At 55.1% G+C, this 24,758-nt stretch carries 17 protein-coding genes; all 17 read right to left on the bottom strand.

Going from position 1 to position 24,758, the window contains the following annotated elements:
- Nucleotides 1–93: 93 nt before the first annotated feature.
- Nucleotides 94–789, bottom strand: coding sequence for a hypothetical protein (locus VFX97_18105; GenBank protein HEX5705118.1), 696 nt, complete (start codon nucleotides 787–789; stop codon nucleotides 94–96).
- 129 nt (nucleotides 790–918) lie between these two features.
- On the bottom strand, nucleotides 919–3,375 hold the full coding sequence (gyrB, locus tag VFX97_18100; protein HEX5705117.1) for a DNA topoisomerase (ATP-hydrolyzing) subunit B: 2,457 nt from the start codon (nucleotides 3,373–3,375) through the stop codon (nucleotides 919–921).
- A gap of 65 nt (nucleotides 3,376–3,440) precedes the next feature.
- Complete coding sequence (gene recF / locus VFX97_18095) at nucleotides 3,441–4,568, bottom strand: DNA replication and repair protein RecF (GenBank protein ID HEX5705116.1); 1,128 nt, start codon at nucleotides 4,566–4,568, stop codon at nucleotides 3,441–3,443.
- 126 nt (nucleotides 4,569–4,694) lie between these two features.
- On the bottom strand, nucleotides 4,695–5,804 hold the full coding sequence (dnaN, locus tag VFX97_18090; GenBank protein HEX5705115.1) for a DNA polymerase III subunit beta: 1,110 nt from the start codon (nucleotides 5,802–5,804) through the stop codon (nucleotides 4,695–4,697).
- A 233-nt stretch (nucleotides 5,805–6,037) separates the two neighbouring features.
- Nucleotides 6,038–7,423: a chromosomal replication initiator protein DnaA gene (gene dnaA, locus VFX97_18085; GenBank protein HEX5705114.1), complete on the bottom strand. Its 1,386-nt coding sequence runs from the start codon at nucleotides 7,421–7,423 to the stop codon at nucleotides 6,038–6,040.
- Between the two features lie 317 nt (nucleotides 7,424–7,740).
- Nucleotides 7,741–8,628, bottom strand: a complete 888-nt coding sequence (locus VFX97_18080) for a ParB/RepB/Spo0J family partition protein (GenBank protein HEX5705113.1) — start codon at nucleotides 8,626–8,628, stop codon at nucleotides 7,741–7,743.
- The gene (locus VFX97_18075) at nucleotides 8,561–9,379 is read right to left on the bottom strand and encodes an AAA family ATPase (GenBank protein ID HEX5705112.1); all 819 of its coding nucleotides are present in this window, start codon (nucleotides 9,377–9,379) and stop codon (nucleotides 8,561–8,563) included. The genes VFX97_18080 and VFX97_18075 overlap by 68 nt, the downstream gene beginning before the upstream one ends.
- A gap of 129 nt (nucleotides 9,380–9,508) precedes the next feature.
- Nucleotides 9,509–11,401 (bottom strand): tRNA uridine-5-carboxymethylaminomethyl(34) synthesis enzyme MnmG, encoded by a 1,893-nt coding sequence (gene mnmG / locus VFX97_18070; protein HEX5705111.1) that lies wholly within the window; start codon nucleotides 11,399–11,401, stop codon nucleotides 9,509–9,511.
- Nucleotides 11,402–11,421: 20 nt separating this feature from the next.
- Nucleotides 11,422–12,804: a tRNA uridine-5-carboxymethylaminomethyl(34) synthesis GTPase MnmE gene (mnmE, locus tag VFX97_18065; protein HEX5705110.1), complete on the bottom strand. Its 1,383-nt coding sequence runs from the start codon at nucleotides 12,802–12,804 to the stop codon at nucleotides 11,422–11,424.
- A 21-nt stretch (nucleotides 12,805–12,825) separates the two neighbouring features.
- Nucleotides 12,826–13,293, bottom strand: coding sequence for a R3H domain-containing nucleic acid-binding protein (locus VFX97_18060; GenBank protein ID HEX5705109.1), 468 nt, complete (start codon nucleotides 13,291–13,293; stop codon nucleotides 12,826–12,828).
- A gap of 82 nt (nucleotides 13,294–13,375) precedes the next feature.
- A complete protein-coding gene (locus VFX97_18055; protein HEX5705108.1) occupies nucleotides 13,376–13,921 on the bottom strand; it encodes a hypothetical protein in 546 nt (181 codons plus the stop codon).
- 90 nt (nucleotides 13,922–14,011) lie between these two features.
- Nucleotides 14,012–14,506, bottom strand: a complete 495-nt coding sequence (locus VFX97_18050; GenBank protein ID HEX5705107.1) for a hypothetical protein — start codon at nucleotides 14,504–14,506, stop codon at nucleotides 14,012–14,014.
- A 21-nt stretch (nucleotides 14,507–14,527) separates the two neighbouring features.
- The gene (locus tag VFX97_18045) at nucleotides 14,528–15,742 is read right to left on the bottom strand and encodes a tetratricopeptide repeat protein (GenBank protein HEX5705106.1); all 1,215 of its coding nucleotides are present in this window, start codon (nucleotides 15,740–15,742) and stop codon (nucleotides 14,528–14,530) included.
- A gap of 233 nt (nucleotides 15,743–15,975) precedes the next feature.
- The gene (locus VFX97_18040; GenBank protein ID HEX5705105.1) at nucleotides 15,976–16,764 is read right to left on the bottom strand and encodes a hypothetical protein; all 789 of its coding nucleotides are present in this window, start codon (nucleotides 16,762–16,764) and stop codon (nucleotides 15,976–15,978) included.
- Nucleotides 16,765–16,771: 7 nt separating this feature from the next.
- The gene (locus VFX97_18035; GenBank protein HEX5705104.1) at nucleotides 16,772–22,585 is read right to left on the bottom strand and encodes an RHS repeat-associated core domain-containing protein; all 5,814 of its coding nucleotides are present in this window, start codon (nucleotides 22,583–22,585) and stop codon (nucleotides 16,772–16,774) included.
- A gap of 31 nt (nucleotides 22,586–22,616) precedes the next feature.
- Nucleotides 22,617–23,018 (bottom strand): hypothetical protein, encoded by a 402-nt coding sequence (locus VFX97_18030; protein HEX5705103.1) that lies wholly within the window; start codon nucleotides 23,016–23,018, stop codon nucleotides 22,617–22,619.
- 53 nt (nucleotides 23,019–23,071) lie between these two features.
- Entirely contained in the window at nucleotides 23,072–24,499 is a 1,428-nt protein-coding gene (locus tag VFX97_18025; GenBank protein ID HEX5705102.1) for a peptidase G2 autoproteolytic cleavage domain-containing protein, read from the bottom strand.
- Between the last annotated feature and the right edge of the window lie 259 nt (nucleotides 24,500–24,758).

The raw sequence follows: 24,758 nt of genomic DNA, 5'->3' as shown, positions 1-24,758 counted from the left end.
AGGCTCGCAAGGCCTCGCCTTGGGCTTAGACATATCCGCTGCTTCGCAGCTTGGTTGAATTGTCAGCCATTTCGTCCCTGTGGGATATGTCGCTCAACGTTCCCTCCAATCCCGCCACGCAACGGCCCACTTATTCACCTTCATGTTTTTCAGCGCGCGGTCCAGCAGCCCCTGGGAAATTTCCGGCCAGCGGGCGCGGGCCGAACCGCCTTCACTTAAGTCGGCCGCAGTCAGACCCGTCCCGGTGAGATCTTCGACGTAAATGATCATGAGCTCGTTGCGCTTTGCCTGGTCAATCAGATGAACCAGACGCTGCGAAAGGAATTCTGTGCCCGCCGGCCGGAAACCCTTTGCGGACAGAAACGCGCGGGCGCGGGCGCCGTCGGAATCAGGGCGTCCCAGATTGCCGGTCAGACTTCGCGCGTTGGCGTCGGCAAAGAAATCAAAGCCGCCGGCGTTAACGACTTTCGGCGATTTGTAATTGTAAGAATGAGTGTTGCTGGGCAGGTAGCCTTCAAATTGCACCCAGTAGAAGCGCTTGATGCGGCCGTCCTTGTCAGCATCGACAAAGAAGTGCTGCTCGGCATTGGCCACATCGTAAAGCACAAAACTCTGACTACCGATGTACCGGAAGGATTTATCAAACTCGATCTTTACCGCCGGCATATCGGAAGAAGTAAGCACCTGACCTTTTACGGTGCGCGTAATTGGTTTGGGTTGTGCTCCGATCAGCACGGTCAGGGCAAGAATTGAGACAAGGGTTAGCGAGAGAAAAAGCAGACGTTTCATACCTAAGAGTCCTCACTTGAAGCGGAAAGAACGACGCGCGGCCATCGAGGCCGCGCGCTTAAATGTCTTGAACCCACCCGCTACCGCAGGTGGTACTGACCTCACTGCTCACTGCTCGCTGCTCACTGCTCAGATGTCCAAGTTCCTTACATCCAGTGCGTTGTCTTCGATGAATTTCCGGCGGGGTTCGACCTGGTCGCCCATGAGCACGGTGAAGATTTCATCGGTCTCGACCGCATCATCAATGCGAACTTGCAGCAGCGTACGCGTATCGGGATTCATCGTCGTTTCCCAAAGCTGCTCGGGATTCATTTCGCCCAAGCCCTTGTAACGCTGAATCGTGAGGTCCTTTTTGGCGGCTGTGAGCACGCGTTCAAGCAAAGCATCGCGCGTAGCGATCTCTTCGCTGGTGCCGTTTTCCCCCGCGACGAACGGCGGCGCGAGCCGATCTTCAAGCTTCATGAACAGCTCGACGGCCTTTTGAAATTCCACGAGGCTGGCAAAGTTCCAGTCGATGCGCACGGGCACGCCGGAAATGGTTGTCGTATCGATCTCCCAAAGGCCGTGCTCTTCGTCGTCCGCGAGCTCAGTCTTGTAACCGGCCTTCGCAATCACGCCTTCGACTTTGGCCATCAGGTCGCCGTCCTGGAACACGCGCTTGAGCGTGGCGCCCTCCTGACGCAGAACACCCTTCTTACCGCCGAACGCAGTCAACAGAACATCCAGCAGATGAGAGTCGCCACGCATGCGACGCGTCGATTTTTCGCAGTAACGTTTGAATTCGACCATCCGTTCGAGCGACTTGATGAGCTGGGCGCCTTCGATCACATCCTTACTCGACGACGACGTCACTTTCATGTCGGCCGTCGCTTGGCGCATCAGGAAATGGACCATGCCGGTCTCATCTTTTATGTATTCTTCCTTCTTACCGCGCTTAACTTTGTAGAGCGGCGGCTGGGCGATATAGACAAAACCCTGTTCGACCAGTTGCGGCATTTGGCGAAAGAAGAAAGTCAGCAGCAGCGTGCGGATGTGCGAGCCGTCAACATCGGCATCAGTCATTAGGATGATCTTGTGATAACGCAGCTTGTTGACGTCGAAGCCGTCGCGATCATCTTTGCCGGTGTCACTCTTGCGGCCAAAGCCGGTCCCGAGCGCCATGATCAGCGCTTTGATTTCTCCGTGCGCGAGCATTTTGTCTTCACGCGCTTTTTCCACGTTCAGAATCTTGCCCTTCAAAGGCAGAATCGCCTGGTTCTTGCGGTCGCGGCCCTGCTTGGCGGAACCGCCGGCCGAATCGCCCTCGACGATGTAGATTTCCGAAAGCGCCGGATCGCGCTCCTGACAATCCGCGAGTTTGCCCGGCAACATGGTCGAGCCCAACGCGCCTTTACGCACAATTTCGCGGGCCTTGCGAGCCGCTTCACGGGCGCGAGCCGCGTCGGTAGACTTGCCGACAATGCGACGTGCGACGGTGGGATTCTGCTGCAGAAAATCCGTCAAACGTTCATTCAGAAAAGACTCGACGGCGCCCTTAACATCTGAATTGAGCTTTCCTTTTGTCTGGCCTTCAAACTGCGGCTGCGGCAGTTTGCACGAGATAACCGCGACCAGACCTTCGCGCACGTCGTCGCCCGTTAAAGAGCCTTTGAAGTTCTTCGCCAGGCCCGATGATTGCGCGTACGCGTTGATCGTGCGGGTGAACGCTGAGCGAAATCCGGAGAGGTGCGTGCCACCGTCGACGGTGTTGATATTGTTCGCGAACGAATAGACCTTTTCGTCGTAGCCGTCGTTGTATTGAATCGCGACTTCGATAGAGAGCGCGTCGGCGACCTTTTCAAAATAGATAGGCTTATCGTGCAGAACGTTGCGGCTCTTATTCAGGTGCTTCACAAATTCGGCGATGCCGCCGCGGTAATAGAACTCGTGCGATTTCTCAGGTTCTTCGCGCTCGTCCTTGATCGTGATGCGAATGCCTTTATTGAGAAACGCTTTCTCACGCAGTCGCTCGGACAATTTGTCGAAACTAAATTCAGTCGTGTCGAAGATTTGCGTGTCCGGCTTGAAGGTGATCTTGGTGCCGCGCTTGCGGGTCTTGCCCGTCGGCTTGTCGGGATCGAGTTTGGTTACCGGAATTCCCCGCTCGTATTCCTGCTCGTAGGTTCGGCCATCGCGCCAGATTTCGAGATGCAGAGTCTCAGAAAGGAAGTTCACGCACGACACGCCCACGCCGTGTAGTCCACCCGACACTTTGTAAGCATTCGAATCGAACTTCCCGCCGGCATGCAGCTTGGTCATGACGACTTCGGCGGCGGACTTCCGCTCTTTCTTCATCATGTCCACCGGAATGCCGCGGCCGTTGTCGATCACCGTGACCGAGTTGTCGAGGTGTATTGCCACGTCGATGGCGTCGCAATAGCCGGCCAACGCTTCATCGATTGAGTTATCAACAACCTCGTAAACCAGGTGATGGAGTCCCAACTCGCCGGTTGATCCGATGTACATTGCGGGCCGTTTGCGCACCGCTTCGCGACCTTCAAGCACCGCGATCGTCGAAGCGTCGTAAGTCTCTTTTTTGTTCTTCAATTTTGATATTGGTGTCGCCAAGTCGTCTTTCCCTTTACCGCTCTTGTCGTTCTTATCAGATGGCATCACGCGCTCACTGATACTGCATTCAATGTCTGTTCCGCAGTCGCAACTCCGGCGCAGACCTCATAAAAGCTTGCCCGGCTTTCGAACCGCTCAAAGTGACTTCTCTTTGATGTAGTGATGAAGGTTTGAGTGCGTCCGTCGAGGTATTCCAGCAAGCGGTTAATGCGGTTTCCGTCGAGTTCAGCGTCCACGTCATCAATGAGGAAAATCGGGTAATTCTGATGCTTCGAATAGTACACGGAAATCGCCGCTAAATCAAGTGTTATCAATGCACTACGCTGTTGTCCGGAGCTGCCAAAACTGCGAATGTCGCGGCCACCAAAAAGCACCAGAAGGTCATCCCGATGAGGACCTATCAAGCAGGCGCCGGCAAAGAGTTCCGCCTCCATCCTGATTTGCAGACGAGCCGTGACCAGCGACCGGTAATCCGCGAGATCGCCTTTGCCTTCGAGCGACGAAACGTAACGGATGGAGATGTCGTCGTGAAAGAGATTGTGATCGAGTGCTTCGTTCAGCAGTTCGACGTAACGGTTTCGCGCGCGATGAATCTGGGTGGCGAGACTGATTAGCTGTTGATTCCACGGTTGCACGAGATTCGCGAGCGCGTCGAGGCTGACCCGATCCTCCGCGGCTTGCTGCAGGAGACGCTTCTTCTGCTTGATGACTTTGTTGTAGTCGGCGATGGTCTGCGCATACGGTGGATGAAGCGAGATCGCTCCGCGATCGAGAAAACTTCGACGGGCTTCCGGACCCCCGCGGATTACTTCCAGTTCGTCCGCGGTGAAACAAACAGCATAAAGATGCGCAGCATAGCGCGCGATAGATTCGCGCTTGCCGTTGATAAGCGTTTGTTTGGTGGTGCCGTTGAGGCTGACCTGAAGTTCACGTTCAAAATCTTTGCCCGTGGTAACGACGCCTTTAACGGCCGCTTCGCGCTCGCCGAACTTCACTGATTCCTTGAGGTGGTGAGTGCGAAACGATTTTGCGTGCGCGAGCATGTAAACCGCTTCAAGCCAGTTCGTTTTGCCTTGAGCGTTGTTTCCGTGAAGGATATTGAGGCCGTTTCCCCAGGTAATTTCGCCAGACAAATTACGGAACTGGATTGCTTCGATTGACCTGAGAAACATCGATGAATTTTAACATAGGCGCGTTGACGAGAACGGGCTTTCAACCACGTGCAAGAGGCCGGAGACTCCAAAGAAAAAGGAGCGCCTTTTAACAGCGCTCCTTTTAGAAATCAGTTGGGATTGTGATCACAGTCGCATTGGCATGACCACGTAGCGGTAGTCGTACTTTTCCTCAGTCACAGGTCTAAGCTGCGCCTGTGAATTCCCGTCTTTGAATTCAAAGTTCACCTGCTCAGAACCGACCACATTTAAAAAGTCCTGCAGATACTGAGCATTGAATCCAATCTCGGTTTCATCTCCGCTGAAGTTCGTGGCCAGGGTTTCCCGGGCTTCGCCTTCTTCGGCGTTTTGCGAACTGATTAGTAACTGCTCTTTCGCCAGATGCATTCGAATCGCGTGCGACCGATCGTCAGCCATCAACGCCACGCGACGTATCGCCTGATTCAAACCCAACGTGTCGAAGGTGGCCGTCCGATCATTGCCCTTTGGCATCACCATCTCGTAATTGGGAAACTGGCCCGACAACAAACGTGAAATCAACAGACGCGAGCCCACCTGGAAATACACATGGTTTTCATCGGCTCCGAGATTGATATCGCCGTCGAAATCCGACGTCAGTTTCGTCAATTCGGCCAATGTTTTCCGCGGAATTAACACATCCAGGGTTTCGCCGCTGCCGTTTGCAGATTCGGTGGAAACATACGCCAATCGATGACCATCAGTGGTCACCATCTTCACACTCTTCTTATCTAATTCGAATTTTGCGCCTGAGAGTGTGTAGCGACCTTCCTCCTGGGTAATCGCGAAAATCGTTCGCTCAATCAACATCCTGATAACGGAAGAAGGCAGCTTCAAAGGTGTGGATTTGAAACCTGGTAGTTCAGGAAAAGTCTCTTTGGAGACACCGGGCAAGCGGAACTTTGATCGATCACATTCGACCGTTACCCATTCGTTTTCTTCCTTGCGAAAACTCACCGGAGCGTCGGGAAGCAAGCGGGCGATGTCGAACAGTTTTCGCGCCGGAACACAGATCGCTCCTTGTGTGGAAATCTCCTGCGCGTCAGCATCACAGCGAATCGTTACATCGAGATCCGTTCCACTGATTCGAATAGCGTCTTCACCGGCCGACTCGATCAAAATGTTTGCGAGCACAGGAATCGTGTTCTTGCGTTCCACAATCCCCTGCACAAAAGCCAATTCTTTTTGTAAAGCATTTCGCGCGATTACGAATTGCATCTGTTGCTCCTCGGTTTTAAAACTTTTGCTGCTTTATATCACAGCGCTGTAGAAGTTCAGAACCGTTCTTCTACTTACATTAAGATCTATTGAGAACGTAAAGATAGTAGTAGTAGTAAGACCATGTGAAACTGTGCAACTCGTCATAGCTTCAGTCGTCCACATCGGTAATTACTGATCCATCATTCGTCTTTTGCTGTCAGCCGCAGTGTGAAGAACGGTGGTGATCCGGCTTAAGCATTCACAGCTTCGATCAGCCGGTTCAAAGTAGCAGCCAGGTCACCATTTGAATTCATCTCTTTCTCGATCTTTTCCACAGAGTGAATCACAGTCGTGTGGTGCTTGCCGCCGAAGTGCTTGGCGATCTCGGGATAACTTTTCTTCGCCAACCGCTTGCACAAATACATGGCAACCTGTCGCGGCAATAAGACGTGACGGACATTCGAACGAGCCTTCAGGTTTTCCACATCGATTTTGTAGTGCTGCGCCACCAGCTGTTGAATTCGAACGATCGATACTTCATGTTCAATCGGTTGATTTGAGACGCCGCGGAACGACTCCTCGGCCAGAGTCTTCGTCAGCGGAACACCACGAAGCGATGACATCGCGAGTAGACGGATCAACGAGCCTTCGAGTTCGCGGATGTTGTGCTTGCTGCGCCGCGCCAGTAGCAGCGCAACGTCGTCCGGCAGATTGACGCGATGCGCTTCTGCTTTGCGTTTGATGATTACAACTTTGGTTTCCAGATCAGGCGGCTCAATGTCAGCGATCAGACCCCACTCAAATCGCGAATGCAGGCGCTCCTCGATTTCCGGAATATCTCGAGGCGGACAATCTGACGTAAGCACAATTTGCTTCTGGCGATCGTACAGCGCATTGAAGGTGTGAAAAAATTCTTCCTGCGTCCGCTCTTTTCCGGCGATGAATTGCACATCGTCGATTAGCAGGACATCAATACTGCGATATCGCTCGCGAAACGCATTCGTCTTGTCGTAGCCGTAACGGATCGCGCTGATCAACTCGTTCATGAACCGCTCAAGCGAAAGATAAGCAATCCTCAGATTGGGATTGGCAGCGCGGATCGCGTGACCGGCCGCCTGGATCAAGTGCGTCTTGCCGAGACCAACGCCGCCGTACACATAAAGCGGGTTGTACGTTTTCCCGGGAGCGTCGGCAATAGCCATCGCGGCAGCATGGGCGAGCCGATTGCACGATGCGACCACGAAATTTGGAAAAGTGTATTTCTCGTTGAGGTTGCCGGCTTCCGGAAAAAAATCCTCGGTTGGCGGGGCGAGCTGCCGACTAATAGTCTGTTGAATCGATCCCGCGGACGCTGACTCTGGGGTGACAGTAGCGGTCGTCTTAGGGTCGCTTGCCCATTCGATGCGCAGCGCTCCCAACTGCGACTCGTTCAGCGACTGTTCGAGAGTGTCAGCATACTTGGCGAGTATCCAGTCGCGCACCACGTCGTTCGGAGCCGCAATTTGGAGGACCCTGTCGTCACCGTTCCGCTGCAGGCGCAAGGGACGGAACCAAGTCTCGAATGCTTGTTCACCTAACCTGCGCTCAACTGCCTGGAAAAATGGTCGCCACTGGGCGTCTTGATGTCCTGTATACATGAAGGGAAATAACAAGCACTACTTAGTACAACAATAGTGACTTGAGGGGCTAAGTCGTGCGGTCAATGTTTCGAAGGGCGAACCTAACACAGCGCGAAAAGTTGAGGCAAGGAAAACAGACAGGAACTTTCACCGCGCTTCTGGGGGCTCAATTCGCCACGATAAATCCGAACCGGAGAAAGGTTCGCGCGGGCGCGATCCTTATTCTTTTTGTGGTTTGGGCCCAAGGGCTCGCGCAGTCCCGATTGGGGCTTTTATCCGTGTAGTGAGCGGGGCAGACTGATTGTACTTTCTAATACAACGCATACTATAAAGCGCTACCCAAAAGCGGTCGTCGCAAGCGATTGTTCGGACGAGACAAGAAGGTCGTAAAGCCGATTCAAATCTTCCGCACTGTAGAACTCGATCTCGATTCGACCGGCGGCCCCGGTCTTGGCGGCGACGATCCTCACCTGCGTTCCCAAGCGCCTTCGTAGCTTTGCCTCGGCGGCGCGCACATTCGGATCGGCAAGTTGCGGTGGAGGTGTCGAAGATGGCTTTTCCTGCCTGGTTAAGTTTCTGATTCGACTTTCCGTCTCTCTCACCGACCAGTTGTTCTTACATATCCTCTGAGCGAAGCGGCGTTGAAGATGAGGATCCGAAACTCCAAGGAGGGCGCGTGCGTGTCCGAATGTCAGTTTTTCCTGCTCGAGAAGCGACTGAATTTCGGTTGGGAGTTTGAGGATGCGAAGGTAATTCGTGATAAAGGTTCGGTCCCTGCCGACACGACTTGCAACTTCCTCTTGTGTTAGTCCGAGCGACTCAATCAGTCTCTTATAAGCATTCGCTTCCTCGATCGCATTCAGTTCCTGGCGCTGGATATTCTCGATTAGAGCCAGTTCCAGGAGGTTCTCATCCGCTATCTCGCGAACAATCGCCGGGACGCGGCTGAGGCCGGCAAGTTGAGCAGCTCTCCATCGTCTTTCGCCAGCCACTAACTCGAACCGGCCGCCGCGCCTTCTTACGAGGAGCGGCTGGATGATGCCGCTGACACGGATTGATTGGGCCAACTCCTGGAGTTTAGCCTCGTCGAAGCTGGTCCGGGGTTGCTGTTCACCCGGCGTGATCAGATCGATCTCAATCTCGCGAAGTTCCTCGTTATCCTGCGGCGACGGCGCTGTGGAAATCAGGGCGCTCAGGCCCCTCCCCAACGGTTTCCTGTTCATGCGTTAGAACCTCCTGTGTCAACTGCAAATAGCTTTCGGCGCCGCGGGAGCGCGGGTCGTAGTGAATCACCGGCATACCATGACTGGGCGCTTCGGCCAAACGAACGTTCCTGGGAATAATGGTCTCCAAAACGAGATTGCCGTAGAAGCTCCTAAGGTCAGCGGCCACGGCCGAGGAAAGTTTGATTCGGTCGTCGTACATCGTGAGGAGGAGCCCCTCGATCTTCAGGGTTGGGTTCACCGCTCGCCGAATTGAGGTCAGCGTGTTGAAAAGGGCGGTGACGCCTTCAAGCGCATAGTATTCACACTGAATCGGAACCAGGAGGGAATCGGCCGCCGCCAGGGCATTGACGGTGAGAAGGTTTAGCGCCGGCGGACAATCAAGCAGGATGTAATCGTAGTCACTCTTGATCGGTTCGAGCGACTTTGCCAAAAGGTACTCGCGCTCTGGGAGTTCAATTATCTCGACTTCGGCGCCCGCGAGGTTGCGGTCCGAAGGAACCAGGTCAACCTCAAAATCAGTTTTAACGATGAGACCCCGGAGTTCGTCGCCAAGGATTAGCGCGTGATAGACATTGCGATGGATAGATTCTCGGGCGATTCCCAGACCGGACGTCGCATTCGCCTGCGGATCGACATCGACCAATAGCGTGCGCTTACCGGCCTTTGCCAGGCCAGCAGCCAGGTTAATAGCGGTGGTCGTTTTTCCGACCCCGCCCTTCTGGTTAGCTATGGCAAGTGTTTTACCCATTCAAACTACCGCTCGCCGACAAATGTAAGGTGACACCTTAACACACGACAAGGTTGCTGAATAGGCTGTTTCACGTGTAACGGTCTGGCTCAGGTCCCAGCTCGTTACACGTGAAACGCAACGTAAATGCTAGTGTGTGATTGCTTTGGCCTGCTGCGCCGCGGTGAGATAGACAAGAAGGTTAGACAGTGCTGCCGGTGTTAGGCCGGGAATTTTTCGCGCGTCGCCAAAGTTGCGGGGCCGCATGCGTTCAAGCCGCTCGATCATCTCGTGCGATAGGCTCCCTACTGCCTGGAAGGAAAGACTCTCCGGAATTGACAGCGCATCATGCTGACGCAGTCGACGCGACGCGTTGTTCTGCGAGTCGAGATAACCGGCGTACAGGTAATCGGCGAGCGCCGTTTCCACATCGCGAGGCCGAACGGCTGCCCGCTCAGACGCAGGGAGCAGCTCGACGATCTGGTCCCGGGTGATGTTGGGCCTGAGCGCGAGCTGTGTGAGTGTGATCGAGTCGCCCAGGTCCTGTCCCGTCAATCTGGACATCTCCAGGTACGCTGGATCTGTGCGACGGAGTTTTGTCGCTGCCAGTAGTTCGCGCGCTTTCGCCAGCCCGTCGCGCCTCTGGTTGAATCGCTCCCACTCGCTATCTCCGACCAAGCCCAACTCGCGACCTTTGGGTTCCAACCGCGCGTCCGCGTTGTCATGGCGCAAAGCGAGCCGGTGCTCAGACCGTGACGTGAACATCCGGTATGGCTCGTCGACACCCTGGGTTATCAAGTCATCAATCAAGACGCCGATGTATGATTCTTCCCGCTGCACGCGGAATAGTGGGCGACCGGTGGCCGCCAACCCCGCGTTTATTCCGGCGATCAGTCCCTGGCAGGCTGCCTCTTCGTATCCAGTCGTACCGTTAATCTGCCCGGCCAAAAAGAGTCCCTTAACCCGAGCGGTCTCCAGGAAAGGGGAAAGCTCTCTCGGGTCAACGAAGTCATATTCGATGGCGTAGCCGGGGCGAATGATCTGCGCCTCGTCCATGCCCGGAATCAGGTTGACCATCTCTTGCTGAAGCTGTGCCGGCAGAGAAGTCGAGAGCCCGTTCAAATAAACCTCGTTCGTATTGAAGCCTTCTGGCTCCACGAACAATTGATGACGCGTCTTCTCGGGAAACTTTACGACCTTATCTTCGATGGACGGACAATACCGCGGACCTACCCCTTGGATGGCGCCCGAGTAGAGAGGGGATTCGTGCAGGTTCGCGCGAATCTTCTCATGCAGATCCTGGTTCGTATAAGCCAGATAGCAATTAAGCTGTACCTGTTCGATTTCGTCAGTCGAAAACGAAAAGGGGACCGGCCGTTCATCGGGCGGTTGGGGTTCAAACGCGTCCCACTCGATGGTGCGGCCATCGATTCGGGGCGGCGTTCCGGTTTTGAGTCTTCCAACCGGAAATCCGAGACGTCGCAGTGCAGCAGGCAATTCGGTCGATGCAGGCTCGCCGGTGCGTCCGCCTGCATAGGTCTTGCGCCCAGTGTGAATCTTGCCGTTCAGGAAGGTGCCGGTCGCGACGATTACTGACTTAGCTCCCAGCCTTCGCGCGTCCTGCAGTTCAACCCCGCAGATTCGATCTGCGACCACGAGTAGATCGGTTACCAGCCCCTGTCTGAGACTAAGGTTGGGGGTCGCCTCGAGCGTGCGTCGCATTTCGACTCGATACAGAGTTCGATCAGCTTGTGCACGGGGCGCCTGGACCGCCGGCCCACGGGAACGATTCAGCAGACGGAATTGAATGCCGGTTCGATCGATGACGCGTGCCATGATTCCGCCGAGGGCATCGATCTCTCGAACTAGATGTCCCTTGCCGATTCCGCCGATCGCGGGATTGCACGACATCTGTCCGATCAGATCGAGGTTCAGCGTCAGGAGCGCAGTGTTCGCGCCCAGCCGCGCCGCGGCGGACGCAGCTTCGCAGCCGGCATGCCCGGCGCCAATCACGATCACATCAAAAGCTTCGTCGAAGATCATTTCCGAAAAATCACACGCGCTTACTTGCCGATACAAAACGTCGAGAAGATCTGGCCGAGCATATCCTCGGTCGTTGTCTCTCCGGTTATCTCACCGATGAATCTTAATGCGTTATGCAAACCAATCAAAACGATCTCTTCACTCGCATCATTACGAATGAGTTCCTGAGATGAGGCAATCGAATTGATCGCTCGCACCAGAAGATCGTGATGCCGAGCGTTAGTGATCATCAAACCCTCGCCGGCACCGTTGCCGTTAGCGAAGGGCTTGAGGATCGCGGCGCGCAGATCCGAGAGACCTGCTTCGGTGGTTGCTGAGACCGAGACGGTGGGGGTGGGCCCGTCATTTGTCTGCAGTCGATCATGGACCCAGCCGCTTGAAAAAGTTGGCAGGTCGCTCTTGTTCAGAGCGATCACGTGAGTCTTGCTCGCCGCCTGTTCGAGCACCGCCTCGTCTTCTTCGTTCGTGCGTTGCGAGCCGTCAATCACCACGATTAGCAAATCAGCATCAGCAGCGGCGCGCCGCGTTCGATCAACTCCGATCGATTCGATCTGTTCAGTCGTCACGCGAATTCCTGCCGTGTCGACAAGGGTGACCGGGACGCCTTCCAAACCGATCGGCTCAGAGATCGTGTCGCGAGTGGTGCCAGGAATCGGCGTGACAATAGCCCGTTCGCGTCCCAGTAACCTATTGAAAAGACTTGACTTACCGGCATTCGGCCGCCCCACCAGAGCGACCGTCAAACCCTCGCGAAGCAGTTGTCCGCGAGCAAACGTATGAGCCAGGGATTGGAGGTCTGCGCGTAAGGATTCGAGTGCATGCTCGATCTCGTGTCTCTCAAGTTTAGGCAGATCATCTTCGACAAACTCGAGTGATGATTCCAGCCGCACGATGATCTTGAGCAGTTGTTCTTTCGCCGGTTGAAGGCGATGTGAGATCTCGCCCGCCAATTGTCGCGTCGCCTGCTGTGCAGCTGAGTCGGTCTGTGCTTCGATCAAATCGCGGATCGCTTCGGCCTGGCTTAGTTGTAAACGGCCGTTCATCACCGCGCGCAACGAAAACTCGCCGGGGTTTGCCAGACGCGCATCGAGCTGGAGGATGCTGTCGATGATTCGACGTAACAAGACAGGCGAGCCGTGGCAATGAAACTCAACAACGTCTTCGCCGGTGAATGAGTGGGGCGCCTTAAAAAAGCAGACGAGCGCGTGGTCCAACGGTTCACGGGAAAACGGATCGACTACGTCTCGCAGCGTGAGGTAATTTGGCTCGGGATCGACCAGCTCGGGATTCGTCATGCGGCGAAGAATGGACAAAGAGGCCGGTCCGCTGACGCGGATGACACCGATCCCACCGCGCCCCGGCGGCGTGGATAAAGCCACGATCGAATCCGCTTCGAAACTCATGGGATATAGCGGAGGGAAAACCTAAGACGAACTCGCGGAAGCCTTGAGACTGACGCGCAGGCGGCGAGCGTTACCTTCGCCGATGGATTCCGTGTAGAGGTCAGACTCTTCGGCTAAGGTGAGATGAATCACGCGACGTTCGTTCGAATCCATGGGGCCGAACACGAATGACGACGATGAGGAGCGCACCTGCCGCGCCGCGTGTTGTGCCATGGCGCGTAACTCGGCCTCGCGTGCCGCCCGGAAATTGTCAGCATCGCAAATGATTCGTTGGCCTTTCGGCAAGTCGCGCCCATAAGCCTGATTCAGAATCTGTTGTAACGCATCCAGCAGTTCGCCGCCTTGATTCAACAATAGACCGTTGTCGGGCCCGTCGATTGAGAGGAGGCAACCTTGTTCGGATTCTGCGGCGGAAGCGCGCAGGTCAAAGCCGGCTCCTTGAAGAATCCCGTTAGCTAACTCTTCGGTCTTGGTACAGATTTCCTGCATTTGGTAAGGCGTGATTGTACCGCAACCGGAGACGAAGTCTCTACCGTGGCGGTTAGTAGTCGGACGGTGAAGAAAGAGAAGGTTACTCTTTCTTGCGCACGTAGATGTCGCCGCGCTTCTTCAAACCAGCTTTGGTCGCGACGGTGTAGAGAACTGAATCGATGAGTTCTTTGTTATCCAACCGAAAGCTCGTGACACCCGCAGCCTTGCTATCGGGATCATCGTATTGGATCGTCAGGTAACGCACCTTGGTTTTAATGAAGCTGGCCGGTAAGCCGTAAAAAGGTATGTGGCTCGCGACAGTGGCTGCGGCGGGTTGCTTGTAATGTGAATCACCGTACGCCCCGGTGATTGAGCCAAAAGGAATGTGAAACATTTCCTTGCCCTTGCCATCGCTAAACACCAGCCGATTATTAGCGCTGTCGATTGTGAGGGTGCCGGTCTTCTTCTTGGTGTAACCAAAGACTCCACCTTCATACTTGGCCCTGACGGTTGGTGGGGCCGGTGGCGGGGTAGCGGCCTTTTGGGGATCATCGTCAGGTGCCAGCGGTCGTTGTGCCGCAACCGGCAGAGCGCTGACTATGAAGAAAAGCGCGAAAACGGCAGCAAAAGCGTGCTTTTTAAGCATGTGTGAAGAATCTCCCGTCGAGTTGTCTGGACGTCTGGTTTTAAAGACGCGTTACACGAGTCTGAAGTTGCCACCGGTCCGCCAGGGACTTTACCTTCCGCGCGCGCGGCCAATCTGATTTTCCGAGAAGGTGTAACGCGTGGTCTTGAGTTTTCCGTTCAGGAATGTGTAGACAATCCCTTCCTTCAGGTTGCGGAAAATCAGCGCATCCTTGGCCTCTTCGCGTGTAAAGTCACGATTCTTGAGCAAACCCATCGAGTCCGGAGTATCAGCGGAACGTTCGTGCTGCAGGATGATTTGCAGAACCGTTCCTTCAAGTGCGGGTTGCAGCTTCTTGGTGCGGACAAAATTCGCATCCACAAAGCTCACGGAAGCCGTACCGCCGAGGATCTGGAACGTCAAGGGACCGCCGAACGGGTCGCTGAGGGGCTTTCCTAAAGCCTGGAGAACGTCGGCGCGGCGCGACTTTAATGGTTCGAGCCCGTGCCACGACGCGGCTCTAACCGCGCTGGCACAGAACCCGAGCGCAATGAGGGTGATTGAAAATCGGAGCGCCAGACTCCGCCACGCGCGATTTGTTTTCATGCGACAGATGCTAATGCAGCCTCAGGTTTTTGCAAAGGGACGGACGCGCTCCGCAGATTCCTTCAAATCGGGATCATTCGGCACCAGTTTGAGCCCGCGCTCGTACGCGACCAGCGCTTTCCCGTATTGCTTGGAAACTTCGTAGTCGTAACCGAGCATGCGATAGATATTCACGTCGTCCGGCGTTTTTTCAGCAGCTCGCTCGAGCGCGAGTATCGCCTTCGGATAATTCTTCGTCTGCGTATGTGACACGCCGAGCAGATACAAAGTAGTGCCTTTGGTGTCCGGCTTCGTGGCGTACGGTTCAAGCACCGTAGCGGCGCGCGGGTATTGCTGGGCGCGAATCAAAGCCTGGGCCAGCAAAGCAGCTGAGTTCTCATCAGGCCGCAGTCGCGCGAGTGTTTCTCCGGCACGAATGGCTGAAAGGAAGTCGCTTTCGGCTGTCGGGCCTGAAGCCGCGGCGCCGCGATTCAAGTATGAGTACGTCAAGAGCGCCCACGCGTCGGCCAATCGAGCGTCGCTCGTCGTGGCGCGGTTGAGCCAGGCGATCGCTGCATCGAAATCTTTCCGTTCATAAGCCATCCGGCCGAGATAAAAAAGCGAGGCAGTGTTGCGCGGGTTGGCCTTAACGGCTGCATTGAAAGACTTTTCAGCGTCAGCCGTCTTCCCGGTCTTGAATTCCGCGAGACCGCGATAATAGAGAAACAACGGATCGGGAGTCTTGCCCGGTCGACTGATGATCGAATTCAGTAACGGTAGTGATTGTTCAAAACGCTCGGCGAGCACGTAACTTTCGGCGAGGGCATCGACGGTGTTCGGATCTTCCTCTTTCGCTGCGCGCTGAAGATCCAGAGCCTTCTGCAAATCGTTGGCGGCTTCGGCGTATTGCTTCAAATAGAATTCTGAAAAGCCGGCGAGCTTCCACGCCTCAGCATTTGTGGGATCGGCGGCGGCAATCTCTTTCGCCTCTTTAGCGGCAGCTGCGTACTGTTTCTGCTGAAACAACTGAAACGCGTGGGTGGTGTCGCTCGAAACCGGAGGGGCGCCGACGGGCTTCGTGGGTTTCACGTCGAGCAGCGGCGCGTTCTTGTTCGTTGCCGGAGCGGGCGTCGGCTCAGGTCCGAGAAGGGTTTCGGGTGGCTTCACCCGCCGCGGCCGACTCGATTGCGCGGCCGTTAAACCGGCGGCAGCCAGGGCGATCATCGCAGCGATTACAAGCAAGAGGGTTCGATACATGGACGTGATTCTTTCAGATTTCGGCGGAAACTAACAAGAGGAGAGAAAAGTCTCGTATTCGGATGCGCGGCCACGCGGAGCGGTTTACCTGGATTGCCTGACGCGCTAAGAAATCACCAACTCCGGTCATGAGGACCCACGGACTGTATTTTGAACTTGTTTCCTTGCCGGGCCAGTAACAATTGCAGGAAGTGAGATTAACGAAGCCTAGTGGGGGTTCTCCCGGCGAAACCTCAATGAGTGTCGCCAAAGCTAATCATCTTCGCCCCATGATGCTCCTGGATAAAGACTACTGTGAATATTGGTTTGATTTTGACTGCATACACGACGCATCCAGCCCGGTTAACCTTGTTAATGCTGAGGCTTGTTTTCATCTCCAAAAGGTTCTGGCTAAGGACAGCATGATTCGTTCGTTGCGCGATGAAGCGATCGATATCGGCATTGATAAGCTCAAGAGTGGTCAACTCGTTCTCTAGTAGCTTGCGGTCCTTGACAGCTTTTCGATCAAGAAGAGTATAGAAGTCCTCCTCACTAAGACCTCGTTTACGTAAGATTCGCTTACGCTCATTATCAACTTCGCTGCCGGCTTGCTCGACGGCCTCCTCAAAGTCAGAAAGTGGTTTCATCCCTAAAGCAAGCACCACGCTCTGATATTCGTAGTCCCATCCCGTAGAAAAAATGCGCGCCACAGTTCCAGCATCCAACGCTGCAACTTCGTCCGAATAATGCAAGCTAGTCGGATCGATCATACGCTTTTGCTCAGAAGACAAATTAGAAAAGAGAAAGTATCGCGCGAAGGCGTCTCTCACTTTTCGCTCTTTAAAGATGAGATCAATAAGCGACTCAAGCGTATCCTTCACTTTGGTGTCCTCGTCGAGGTTGCGCCCTTTGACCGCGGCGGGCTCTTTGATAGAGCTCCGCTTCAAAGCGGCATTATGAGCGACTGAGCGATCGCTGGTAGCCACAGCGGCCGAAGCCAATACTAGTGAAGAAACCAGTAGAGTTCGTAAGATTAGTTTCATATCGCTCTTAAGTCTTACTCTTTCCTTTATAGTAGTCGTTGGACCGAGTCTTTTGCTCCCACCACTGGCGCAAGCCGGGCCATCGATCGACGTGGAGTTGGTAGTTGTTGATGGGCGCACCGCCCTTTTTCTCCGGCCCGACCTGGCGCACGTCAGAGTTGTAATGGTTCGTGTGGCCTGAACCGAGCCCGCGATAATCTATGTCAATGTCCGCCTGGACTCGATCCTTCGCGTACGATATTTGGATGCTTGGTTTCCCTCCGCCTTGACGCACATTGTCTGAAAACTCGGTGATCACTGTGCCATCCTTTCCATATCTCTTGTGATCCGCGGCCAAACCATTGAAAAGCCCTCCACCAAATTCCTTAGCTTTCTCCAGGGTGCCGACGGCGGTGCTTGTCAGGTTGACATAGAGTCTATGGTGGTTCTTCCCGCCAACGTTTTCGCCGACGATCTCATCCACGCTGGCCACTAAACTCAAGGCGTTTCCCATGCTCTTCCCAGTCTTATCGTTCGTTAGCGTTGTTTTTTCAAGCGCCTGGGTAATGGACTCGAACGTCGTCATTTGTGATTCGTCCAGGGTTGCATAAACCTGCGCATCAGTGAGCTTTCCGCCGTCGTTGTGCTTCGCAGCGTAGGTGCTGAACACCCTGCGCTGTTCTTCGCTCAAGTCTTCGTAAGACAGACCCAGAGGATCAACAAATCTAAGAGGATTGTTGAGCACATACGAGTAGCGATTCCAAGTCTGCGGGTCGGTAACTTCGGCACTTGGCATGAACGGATCGGGAGTTGTGAAGCGTCCCATCTGGCCCGCGTAGTACCTGGCCCCAAAGTAATCGAGGCCGGTTTCGGGATCGCGTTCTTTCTGCGTGAACTTTTGCCGCACATTATCGCCGGCGGCGTAACCTTTCCCCGTCGTACGTCCACCCGAGCCGGCAAACAATTCTTCGCCAAAAGGCAAGTAATCATGCCGAGTCACGCCGCTGACGTAGTTGCCATTTTGGTCCGTCACCGTCAGGCTTCCGCTCTGATCAAAAATCATTCGCGGCGTGCCGACCTGATCGGTGACCAGCCAGCGAATTTCAACCCCGCCTGTCCCAGTGTTCCAGGCCGACGCGATCTGATTGCGCAGCTCCTGAAAGTCGATCGCAAAAATCGCGCTCACACCCTCCGTCAGCGTCGGGTGGGCATAACCGCCCGTCGAAAGTCCCAGGGCCAAACGCGCCTGTTCCACGGCCGTGCGCAGTTGTCGAATGTGATCGGCCTTGATCGTGGTTAAGTTACGCTGGGGATTCGGATCGACCGTGAAGTTGAACGGCTGCAATCCTGCATGCTGCCGCAGTTGATTCACCGCCGTGCGTAACTCAGTCAAATTCTCGAGCGTCATTTGATCGCCAGTCGAAAGTGGATTGGGTCCAGTGTAGGTGGGAGGGGGTCCCCATCCGGCGGCATTGATCGTGGCGGTGATCAGCAACTCTCCGTTCCGATAGCCATACTCCTTTTGCGGAGTCGCCGCCGCGGTGTCCGCCGCGTATTCGGCAATCAATTCGCCGCTGAGGCCGTAAACCTGCCACGTCTCAGTCGTGCCTACAATCCTCTTCACTCGATGACCGGCCGCATCGTACGCATAGGTTGCGGGCGAGGTCCCGGCGCTGGTAATCATGCGGTTCTCAGCATCGTAAGTGCGCGCGCCCTGACCGGTGTAAGTATCGGTCTTCAAATTGCCGGCCGGATCGTATTGCATGCGTCTCGAAGTATCCGGCAAACTCAAATCACCGGGCGCCAGCAAGCGGTTCGTGGCCGTTTCAACTTCGAACGGCAGGTTATTGATGCCGGTGCCCGAGCCCGTCAAGGTGCGATTGCCATAGGGATCGTACCCGAAGTTTTGGCTGCCGGTCGGGGTGGTGCCGTTCTGATATTCACCCACCCACTTCAGCCGATTTACTGCATCGTAATCATAATTCTGCTGCATGAAGGTGTGGCTGCTGATCGCATCGTCATTCGGGACCCAATGCTGCTGCACGTACAGATTTGCGTTGTTGTCGGGGCCGCTCGTGCCAAAGCCATAGTTGGACAGCGAGTAATAGTTAACAATCGCCCCGCGGTTCCAATTGAACTCGTCATTGACCGTCGAGACCCGCATGTCGTAAAGCTGTTGCCGCACGTTGAAATGCCGCTTGTTGTAGAGCAGCGTATCCGTACCAAAGGTCTCGCGTGTCCAGCCACCGTTACTAGCATAGGCGATGCCGGTCGCGTAATTGCGCGGGGTGCCACCGAGGTTGCCGGTAAACGCCAGATTCTGGGAGTCCTTATCTGCCAGCCGCCCGGCATTGTCGTAGTTGTATGTCACTCCACGACCTGAGGGATACCCCAAAGTCTTAACGTGTCCCGCCAGGTCATAAGTACTGGTCATGGAATAATCGCGTGAGCCAATCGTCTGGGTGCCCCCGAGGGGCCGGCCCATCGCGTCGTAGCCGCTGTAGCTGTAAGTCGAAACACTGGAAGTCACCAAAGCCAGGCGCCCTTTACCATTTGAGATGCTCGTCGAGTCGTAACTGTAAGTCACGCTTGGAGTGCCATCCGAATAGTTCTTCGTAGTCGGGCGGTTGAGCGCGTCGTAGGGCAGAAAGCTGGTCACGATTCCGCGCGCGTCTGTCTTCTGAATTACGTTGCCGTTGTTGTCGTACTGATAACTGACGGTGCCGCTTTCCGGGTTCCAGGTTGAGGTGGGCCGCATCAACGAGTCATAAGTGAAACTCCGCGGTGTCTGCGTTCCCTGGGTGATGGTCCGAAGATCGTCCAGCGCGCCGTAGGCATAAATCGTCACGTATTGAAAGTTTGGATCATTCGGGGCTTCCACGACTTGCGCCAGTCGTCCCAAGCCGTCGGTAACGCTCTTCCGTTGCTTCCCGGCTTGATCGCTCACCGTAAAGGTGTTGCCCGAATATGAAGTACCCACGATCGCATTGTCCGGCGTGGTGACGGTGATCACGCGTCCGAGCGCGTCAAAGCCGGTTGTGGTCCAGATCGCGCTCTCGCCTTGCCACGGACGAAACGGATTTGAGGTCTTAAAGGCGCGTCCCAACGCGTCGTACTGAGTTTGGACCGCGATGTAGTTCGCGCCGGTTTCATACTGTCGTTGCTCAGTCGTGCGGCCCAGACCATCGTAGGAAATTTCCGTCTTCAGAATGTTGTCTCCATAACTGTCTTGATCGCTCGTCGTCGTGAGGAGACGGTTTACGTCGTCATAGGTGAAAGTTGTCTGGCTTTTTACGTTGACTCCGCCGTTGACTGCGCGAATCATTTGCTTCGGCCGATCGAGCGGATCGTTGTAGATTCCGCTCGAGACGATGCCGTTGGCGTCCTCGCCGTCCACCGGCAGTCCCAGATAGAAATCAAATTGAGTGTAGGCGGTGTGTCCGAGCGCATTGGTCGTCAAAGTGGGAAACGCGTAGCTGTACTGCCCGGCGTTATTGAGTTCCGTGGCGCCACTGTTGTTTCGCGCATCACCGTCAGGTGCGCCGAACCGATCGTCAAAGTGGATGGTGGTCGCGATAAGATTTGCGACCGTGCTCCGTGGGTCGATCAGTTTCACCACGTTTCCGGCCACGTCGTAGTGCGAGTGACTGGCGACCGCGCCAATTACGCTGCCGTTGCCGCTGGGATGTAACAGATAGCGCGTTAGCTTCGTAACATTTCCGCGGGTGTGGTAATCCTGCGACCCAAAATTTGGACCGTTCGGGCAATTCTGAGTTGTGCCGTCGCACTGGCCGCTGATGTTGCCGCGCGGCATCAGAGGCGCATGAAAATTCCCGGGGTCGGAAACGTAGTTGTCATATTCGAAATCTGTGCGCGCGCGCTCCTTGTTCTCGCCATCCCAAATTGAGACCTGTTGGGGCAAACTTAACAGCCTGACACTGGTGCTGGTGTATGTGGGCGACGTAATAAAGGTGGTACGTGTTTCCCGCATGAGCGGCCCCGGTTCGCCGTTGCCGAAATCGTATTCCTTCACACTGTTCTGGTTGTTGAAAGGAACGGAGTCGTCGTAGCCGATGATCCGCTTCGAGACTAAGACGGGAGATGTATCTGTGAGTTCCGTCTGAGTTTCGCTGATCCGGGGGTCGTTGGGGGGCTCTTCGTCAGAATTAGACCCACACATCGGGCAGAAGGAGCTCCACCAGCTTACCGGGGCGCGCTGCTGCCAGGATTGTGTGGTTCGCCGCAAAACCGTGACGCCGTCACTATCGATCGATTCCGTTTTGTGTTCTTTGCCGGTCCGCCATTTTGGATAACCATCCTGACTCCAGTCCTGATAGTCGGCCGCAGCGCCGTAAAAATAGTGGCGCGTGCGCGTAAGGAGATTTTCTGAAGGCCCTAAGTTATCAAGGTCCACGAATCCGCTCGTCTGGACACAATTCGATCCTGAGCATCCAAACATGCTTTCCGGCCGGCTGAAGCGACTTCGGTTTACGAGCACGCTCCCTTCGGTATAGATGCGTTTCTCAACCACGCGACGATACAGCGAGTCTGCCTGAGATGATGAAGCCGCATGACCGGCCAACCAGGCGCCGCTGGCGGGGCCGTTCGTCAGGCCGGCGGCATAGTCATATTCGTGAGCGCCACCGGTCGGTAACAGAACGCGTGCCAGTTCACCGTAGCTGTTGTAATAGAAACGATAAGCGCGGCCATCCGGAAGCCAGACCGCGGAAGTCACCGGCGGGTTAAAGGTGCAGGTGCTGCACGAACCATTGAACTGCGGGAACAATTGCAAGTCGGTTTGCAGGGTCGCGTCCGCGCGCAATGCATTGCCCAGGTTCGTGCGACAGACACGAATTGTCCTGGGTGCTCCGCCGAAGCCGTGCAGGCCGATTTGGTCGCAGAGCCCGTAAGGCTGCTCCTGGACATCGTAGGTTACGGTCACTTGGCGATTGAGTGAGTCCGTGATGCTAATGACGCGATTCGCCGGAACGTACTGCGGGTCTTCATGGTTATCATAAGCAAAAGTCAATTTGTTCCCGTTGCGATCGCGCATCCACTTCACCAGGCCGTTTTCGATTCGATAGCGCGTGCCATTCCTCAAAACCAGGATTCCGGTCGGATAGAACACCGAGTAGGCTTCTCCCTGGGCCCACGCGTTGTCGTAAATCGTCGTGTCCGAAATAAAAGTCGCAGCCGTCCCATCGGCCGAGGTGAAGATCTGGCCGCGCGAAGCACCCCATTGAACGCACGGTGAATTGTGATCTATTGGTTTGCCTCCCGTGGCTTGATCGCGAAGCTCGTATTCAGTGCCGTCAGGCGTAGTGAAGGTCAGCCGAGTTAATATGCGGCCTCCGCTTCCTGAGGTCTGATTAGAAAAGTCACAAAACGGAGCGGGCATGTAGCTAACTCGACCGTGAAGAACTCCGGGGCCGTAGCCCGGCTTCAGGCCGGACCACCAATTCGACTCAGCCCAATAAATAGTGTCCCCAGCGTTGGGCGCAAAAATAGGAGCCACAAAAGATCCGACGCGCCAGCGTTTCTCAATCGGCAAGGTGATCTGCATTCGCGCGTCTCCCCGGCCGTTCACAGAAAGCAGAGGCAAGTGAAAATTCAGGTTGCCGTTGAATAAGTTGATATTGTCGAAGCCGCCGAGCGCATATGAGCCCGCGGGCGACCCTGGTGTGAGCGACATCGGAGTGGCGCCATCGGTATTACTGTTGTTCTGAGCCATCACATTGACGCCGAGAACCGCTATCAGCATCACAACATTGAGCAATGTTACGGGAGACAGAACGAAGGTGTGGATCTTCTGTGCGTCTCGCCTTTGGGGTGTTCGGTTCATTAGAGGCCTCTAATTTCAGCTGAACGGAAAACTACTTCGGCGTTATCGTTATCCGGCATGCCCAGCGCGGGTGATTTGCTTCTTTCAAAACGTAACTGCCGGGCTCGAGATCCTGGATCTCTCGTTTTCGAAGAGATCTTAATGACAGCTTCGACTCGTAAATCCTGGTGAGGCTGGGTCCAGCCTCCCGGTACATTTCCAAGGTCAGGTTGTCCAACCCGCTCTGATTATCAAGGGACAAAAGGAAAGGCTGGCTTGGGTGTTGCAGGTCGCTGGGTTCAAATCCCGTCGGGCGAATTGTTATTTGAATCACCTCGATTCGCGGCGGGGGTGCCGAATTTGTGCCGCGTTTAAGCCAGATGGTGACAACCAGCGTCGAAACGACTGCAATCAGCGAGAACACTGCTGCAAAAATCGCTTTTTGTTTACGCATGGTTGACTCTCAAGTTGCTGTTGCGGCTCTCTGAGCGGCCGGACGCCGGGGCCTCATTGCAAACTCAACAGCACCAGAATCTCGCCCCGGCCTTTGGGAAAAGGCGCGAGCGCTTTGCCGATGATCGTTCCCGGCATGTGCATCTTACGTCCGGCAAATTCGACCGGATCTGATCTCATCGCGACACCCGGAATGTCGCTCGTGACCAGGAGATCACCGATCTGGATTGGCCCGCGCGAGGCGTCAACTTTCACCCGCACACGCCCGGTGGTGGCAACCAGAACTTTGCCTTCGCCACTTTCGCCCAAAGTAATACCCGGCTGTTCAGAGATCACTCCGGCGACGCGCGTGTCGTAGGCGGCGGTTGAGGAAACGACCTGGTTGAGTTTCGTTGTGTCGAGCACTACTACTGTGCCCGGCGGAAGTTGCTCTGCTGTTGGCACCCATTCAGCGATATCCTGGTATTTGGCTTTGATATTCCCGCCCTCGATCGTACCTGCCGCGGTGATGTTTCCGGTGCCCGAAACTTTGAGATTGCCGTAGACTTCCAATTTTTCCGTAGGATTGTTCGTAGCAATGCCGACATTGCCACCGCCTTCTTGAAGTAGAGTTTTCGACGTGTTGAGGTCGCCAATGTGCATGACTCCGGTCGTCAAGTTTCCCGCTCGAAGGAACGAGTCCTTGTTTGCGCCGTAACCGAATCCTGCGTAAAAGTACCCATCGCTGTTTCGGACGTCCAAAAGAGCCGCAGGAGTTGACGTGCCAATGGCGACGTTGCCCGCAGAGTAGTTGATACCGCCGCTGGCATTTGACCAATGGCCGCCGCTGCCTCCACCTGTGGCCGCTGTGGACTGCACCGTGCCATCGGGAAAAACAAAGCCGCCACTCGATGAGCGAATCTGCCCGGCGACATCAAGCTTATAAGAAGGCGAGACGTTACCGATGCCGATGTAGCCGTTACTGCGAACTATCAGGTTAGTCCCCACCGCACTGGAAAAGTGGGCGACCGTGTCGCTCGCCCCTGAACCCGTTCCGACCACCGCAAAGAGATTGTCACTGGCACCGCCAACGTGCAGCCGTGAGGTGGGCGATGTCGTTCCAATCCCGACGTTGCCGGAGCTGTCGATCATCATCCGGAAGGCGTTGGCCGTGTAGTCATAGAGACCAATCTTGTTTGGAGCCTCCCCCTGCGATGCATCGCCCGCAAACCAGCCATAAGTGCGAGTGCTGGTCCTGAAACGCAGTCTCGCCCAACCAGCGGTGTCGGATGACTGAATATCCAGTCCGGCGGTCGGTCCTTGTGAAATGTGGATGTTGGCATATTGATCTGGCGTTGTTGTTCCGACTCCCGCATTACCACTGGCAGGAAACGTATTTGTCTGTGCCGCGGCATTTATGGCAAGGGCGGTTATGGAAATCACCGTCAACCCACACTTCAGGACGGCTACCAGCAACGAGCGCGTTATGTGATTGGTGTTCATGCGGAACCTCTTTCGTTAGACAGAACGCAAAGACAATCCTGCCGAATTAGTTGGGATATCTTCCGATTACGAAAGGTCTATGAAGACTGAATTCGGCGAGGTGCGCTTGTAAGCCCGGGATTCAGCCTTACATTTGGCGCGGACGATAGTGCGGATTATTGCAAAAGTCAATAAACTTTTGGGCTGGTTGATAACAGCTTTTCTTTTGCGTTTCTACGATGGTGGTCTGAGCGGTTTTTCCCACAAATTTGCGCTTCTG

This window comes from Pyrinomonadaceae bacterium (genome assembly GCA_036277115.1).
Taxonomy (GTDB): domain Bacteria; phylum Acidobacteriota; class Blastocatellia; order Pyrinomonadales; family Pyrinomonadaceae; genus UBA11740.
Note: the sequence above shows the minus strand (reverse complement) of the source record. Positions and strands in the feature narration are given on the sequence as shown.

Excerpts from the sequence above, each read along its gene's own strand:
- VFX97_18105 (HEX5705118.1), bottom strand. The coding sequence starts at position 789 with ATGAAACGTCTGCTTTTTCTCTCGCTAACCCTTGTCTCAATTCTTGCC.
- recF (HEX5705116.1), bottom strand. The coding sequence starts at position 4,568 with ATGTTTCTCAGGTCAATCGAAGCAATCCAGTTCCGTAATTTGTCTGGC.
- dnaN (HEX5705115.1), bottom strand. The coding sequence starts at position 5,804 with ATGCAATTCGTAATCGCGCGAAATGCTTTACAAAAAGAATTGGCTTTT.
- dnaA (HEX5705114.1), bottom strand. The coding sequence starts at position 7,423 with ATGTATACAGGACATCAAGACGCCCAGTGGCGACCATTTTTCCAGGCA.
- VFX97_18080 (HEX5705113.1), bottom strand. The coding sequence starts at position 8,628 with ATGAACAGGAAACCGTTGGGGAGGGGCCTGAGCGCCCTGATTTCCACA.
- VFX97_18075 (HEX5705112.1), bottom strand. The coding sequence starts at position 9,379 with ATGGGTAAAACACTTGCCATAGCTAACCAGAAGGGCGGGGTCGGAAAA.
- mnmG (HEX5705111.1), bottom strand. The coding sequence starts at position 11,401 with ATGATCTTCGACGAAGCTTTTGATGTGATCGTGATTGGCGCCGGGCAT.
- mnmE (HEX5705110.1), bottom strand. The coding sequence starts at position 12,804 with ATGAGTTTCGAAGCGGATTCGATCGTGGCTTTATCCACGCCGCCGGGG.
- VFX97_18060 (HEX5705109.1), bottom strand. The coding sequence starts at position 13,293 with ATGCAGGAAATCTGTACCAAGACCGAAGAGTTAGCTAACGGGATTCTT.
- VFX97_18055 (HEX5705108.1), bottom strand. The coding sequence starts at position 13,921 with ATGCTTAAAAAGCACGCTTTTGCTGCCGTTTTCGCGCTTTTCTTCATA.
- VFX97_18050 (HEX5705107.1), bottom strand. The coding sequence starts at position 14,506 with ATGAAAACAAATCGCGCGTGGCGGAGTCTGGCGCTCCGATTTTCAATC.
- VFX97_18045 (HEX5705106.1), bottom strand. The coding sequence starts at position 15,742 with ATGTATCGAACCCTCTTGCTTGTAATCGCTGCGATGATCGCCCTGGCT.
- VFX97_18040 (HEX5705105.1), bottom strand. The coding sequence starts at position 16,764 with ATGAAACTAATCTTACGAACTCTACTGGTTTCTTCACTAGTATTGGCT.
- VFX97_18035 (HEX5705104.1), bottom strand. The coding sequence starts at position 22,585 with ATGAACCGAACACCCCAAAGGCGAGACGCACAGAAGATCCACACCTTC.
- VFX97_18030 (HEX5705103.1), bottom strand. The coding sequence starts at position 23,018 with ATGCGTAAACAAAAAGCGATTTTTGCAGCAGTGTTCTCGCTGATTGCA.
- VFX97_18025 (HEX5705102.1), bottom strand. The coding sequence starts at position 24,499 with ATGAACACCAATCACATAACGCGCTCGTTGCTGGTAGCCGTCCTGAAG.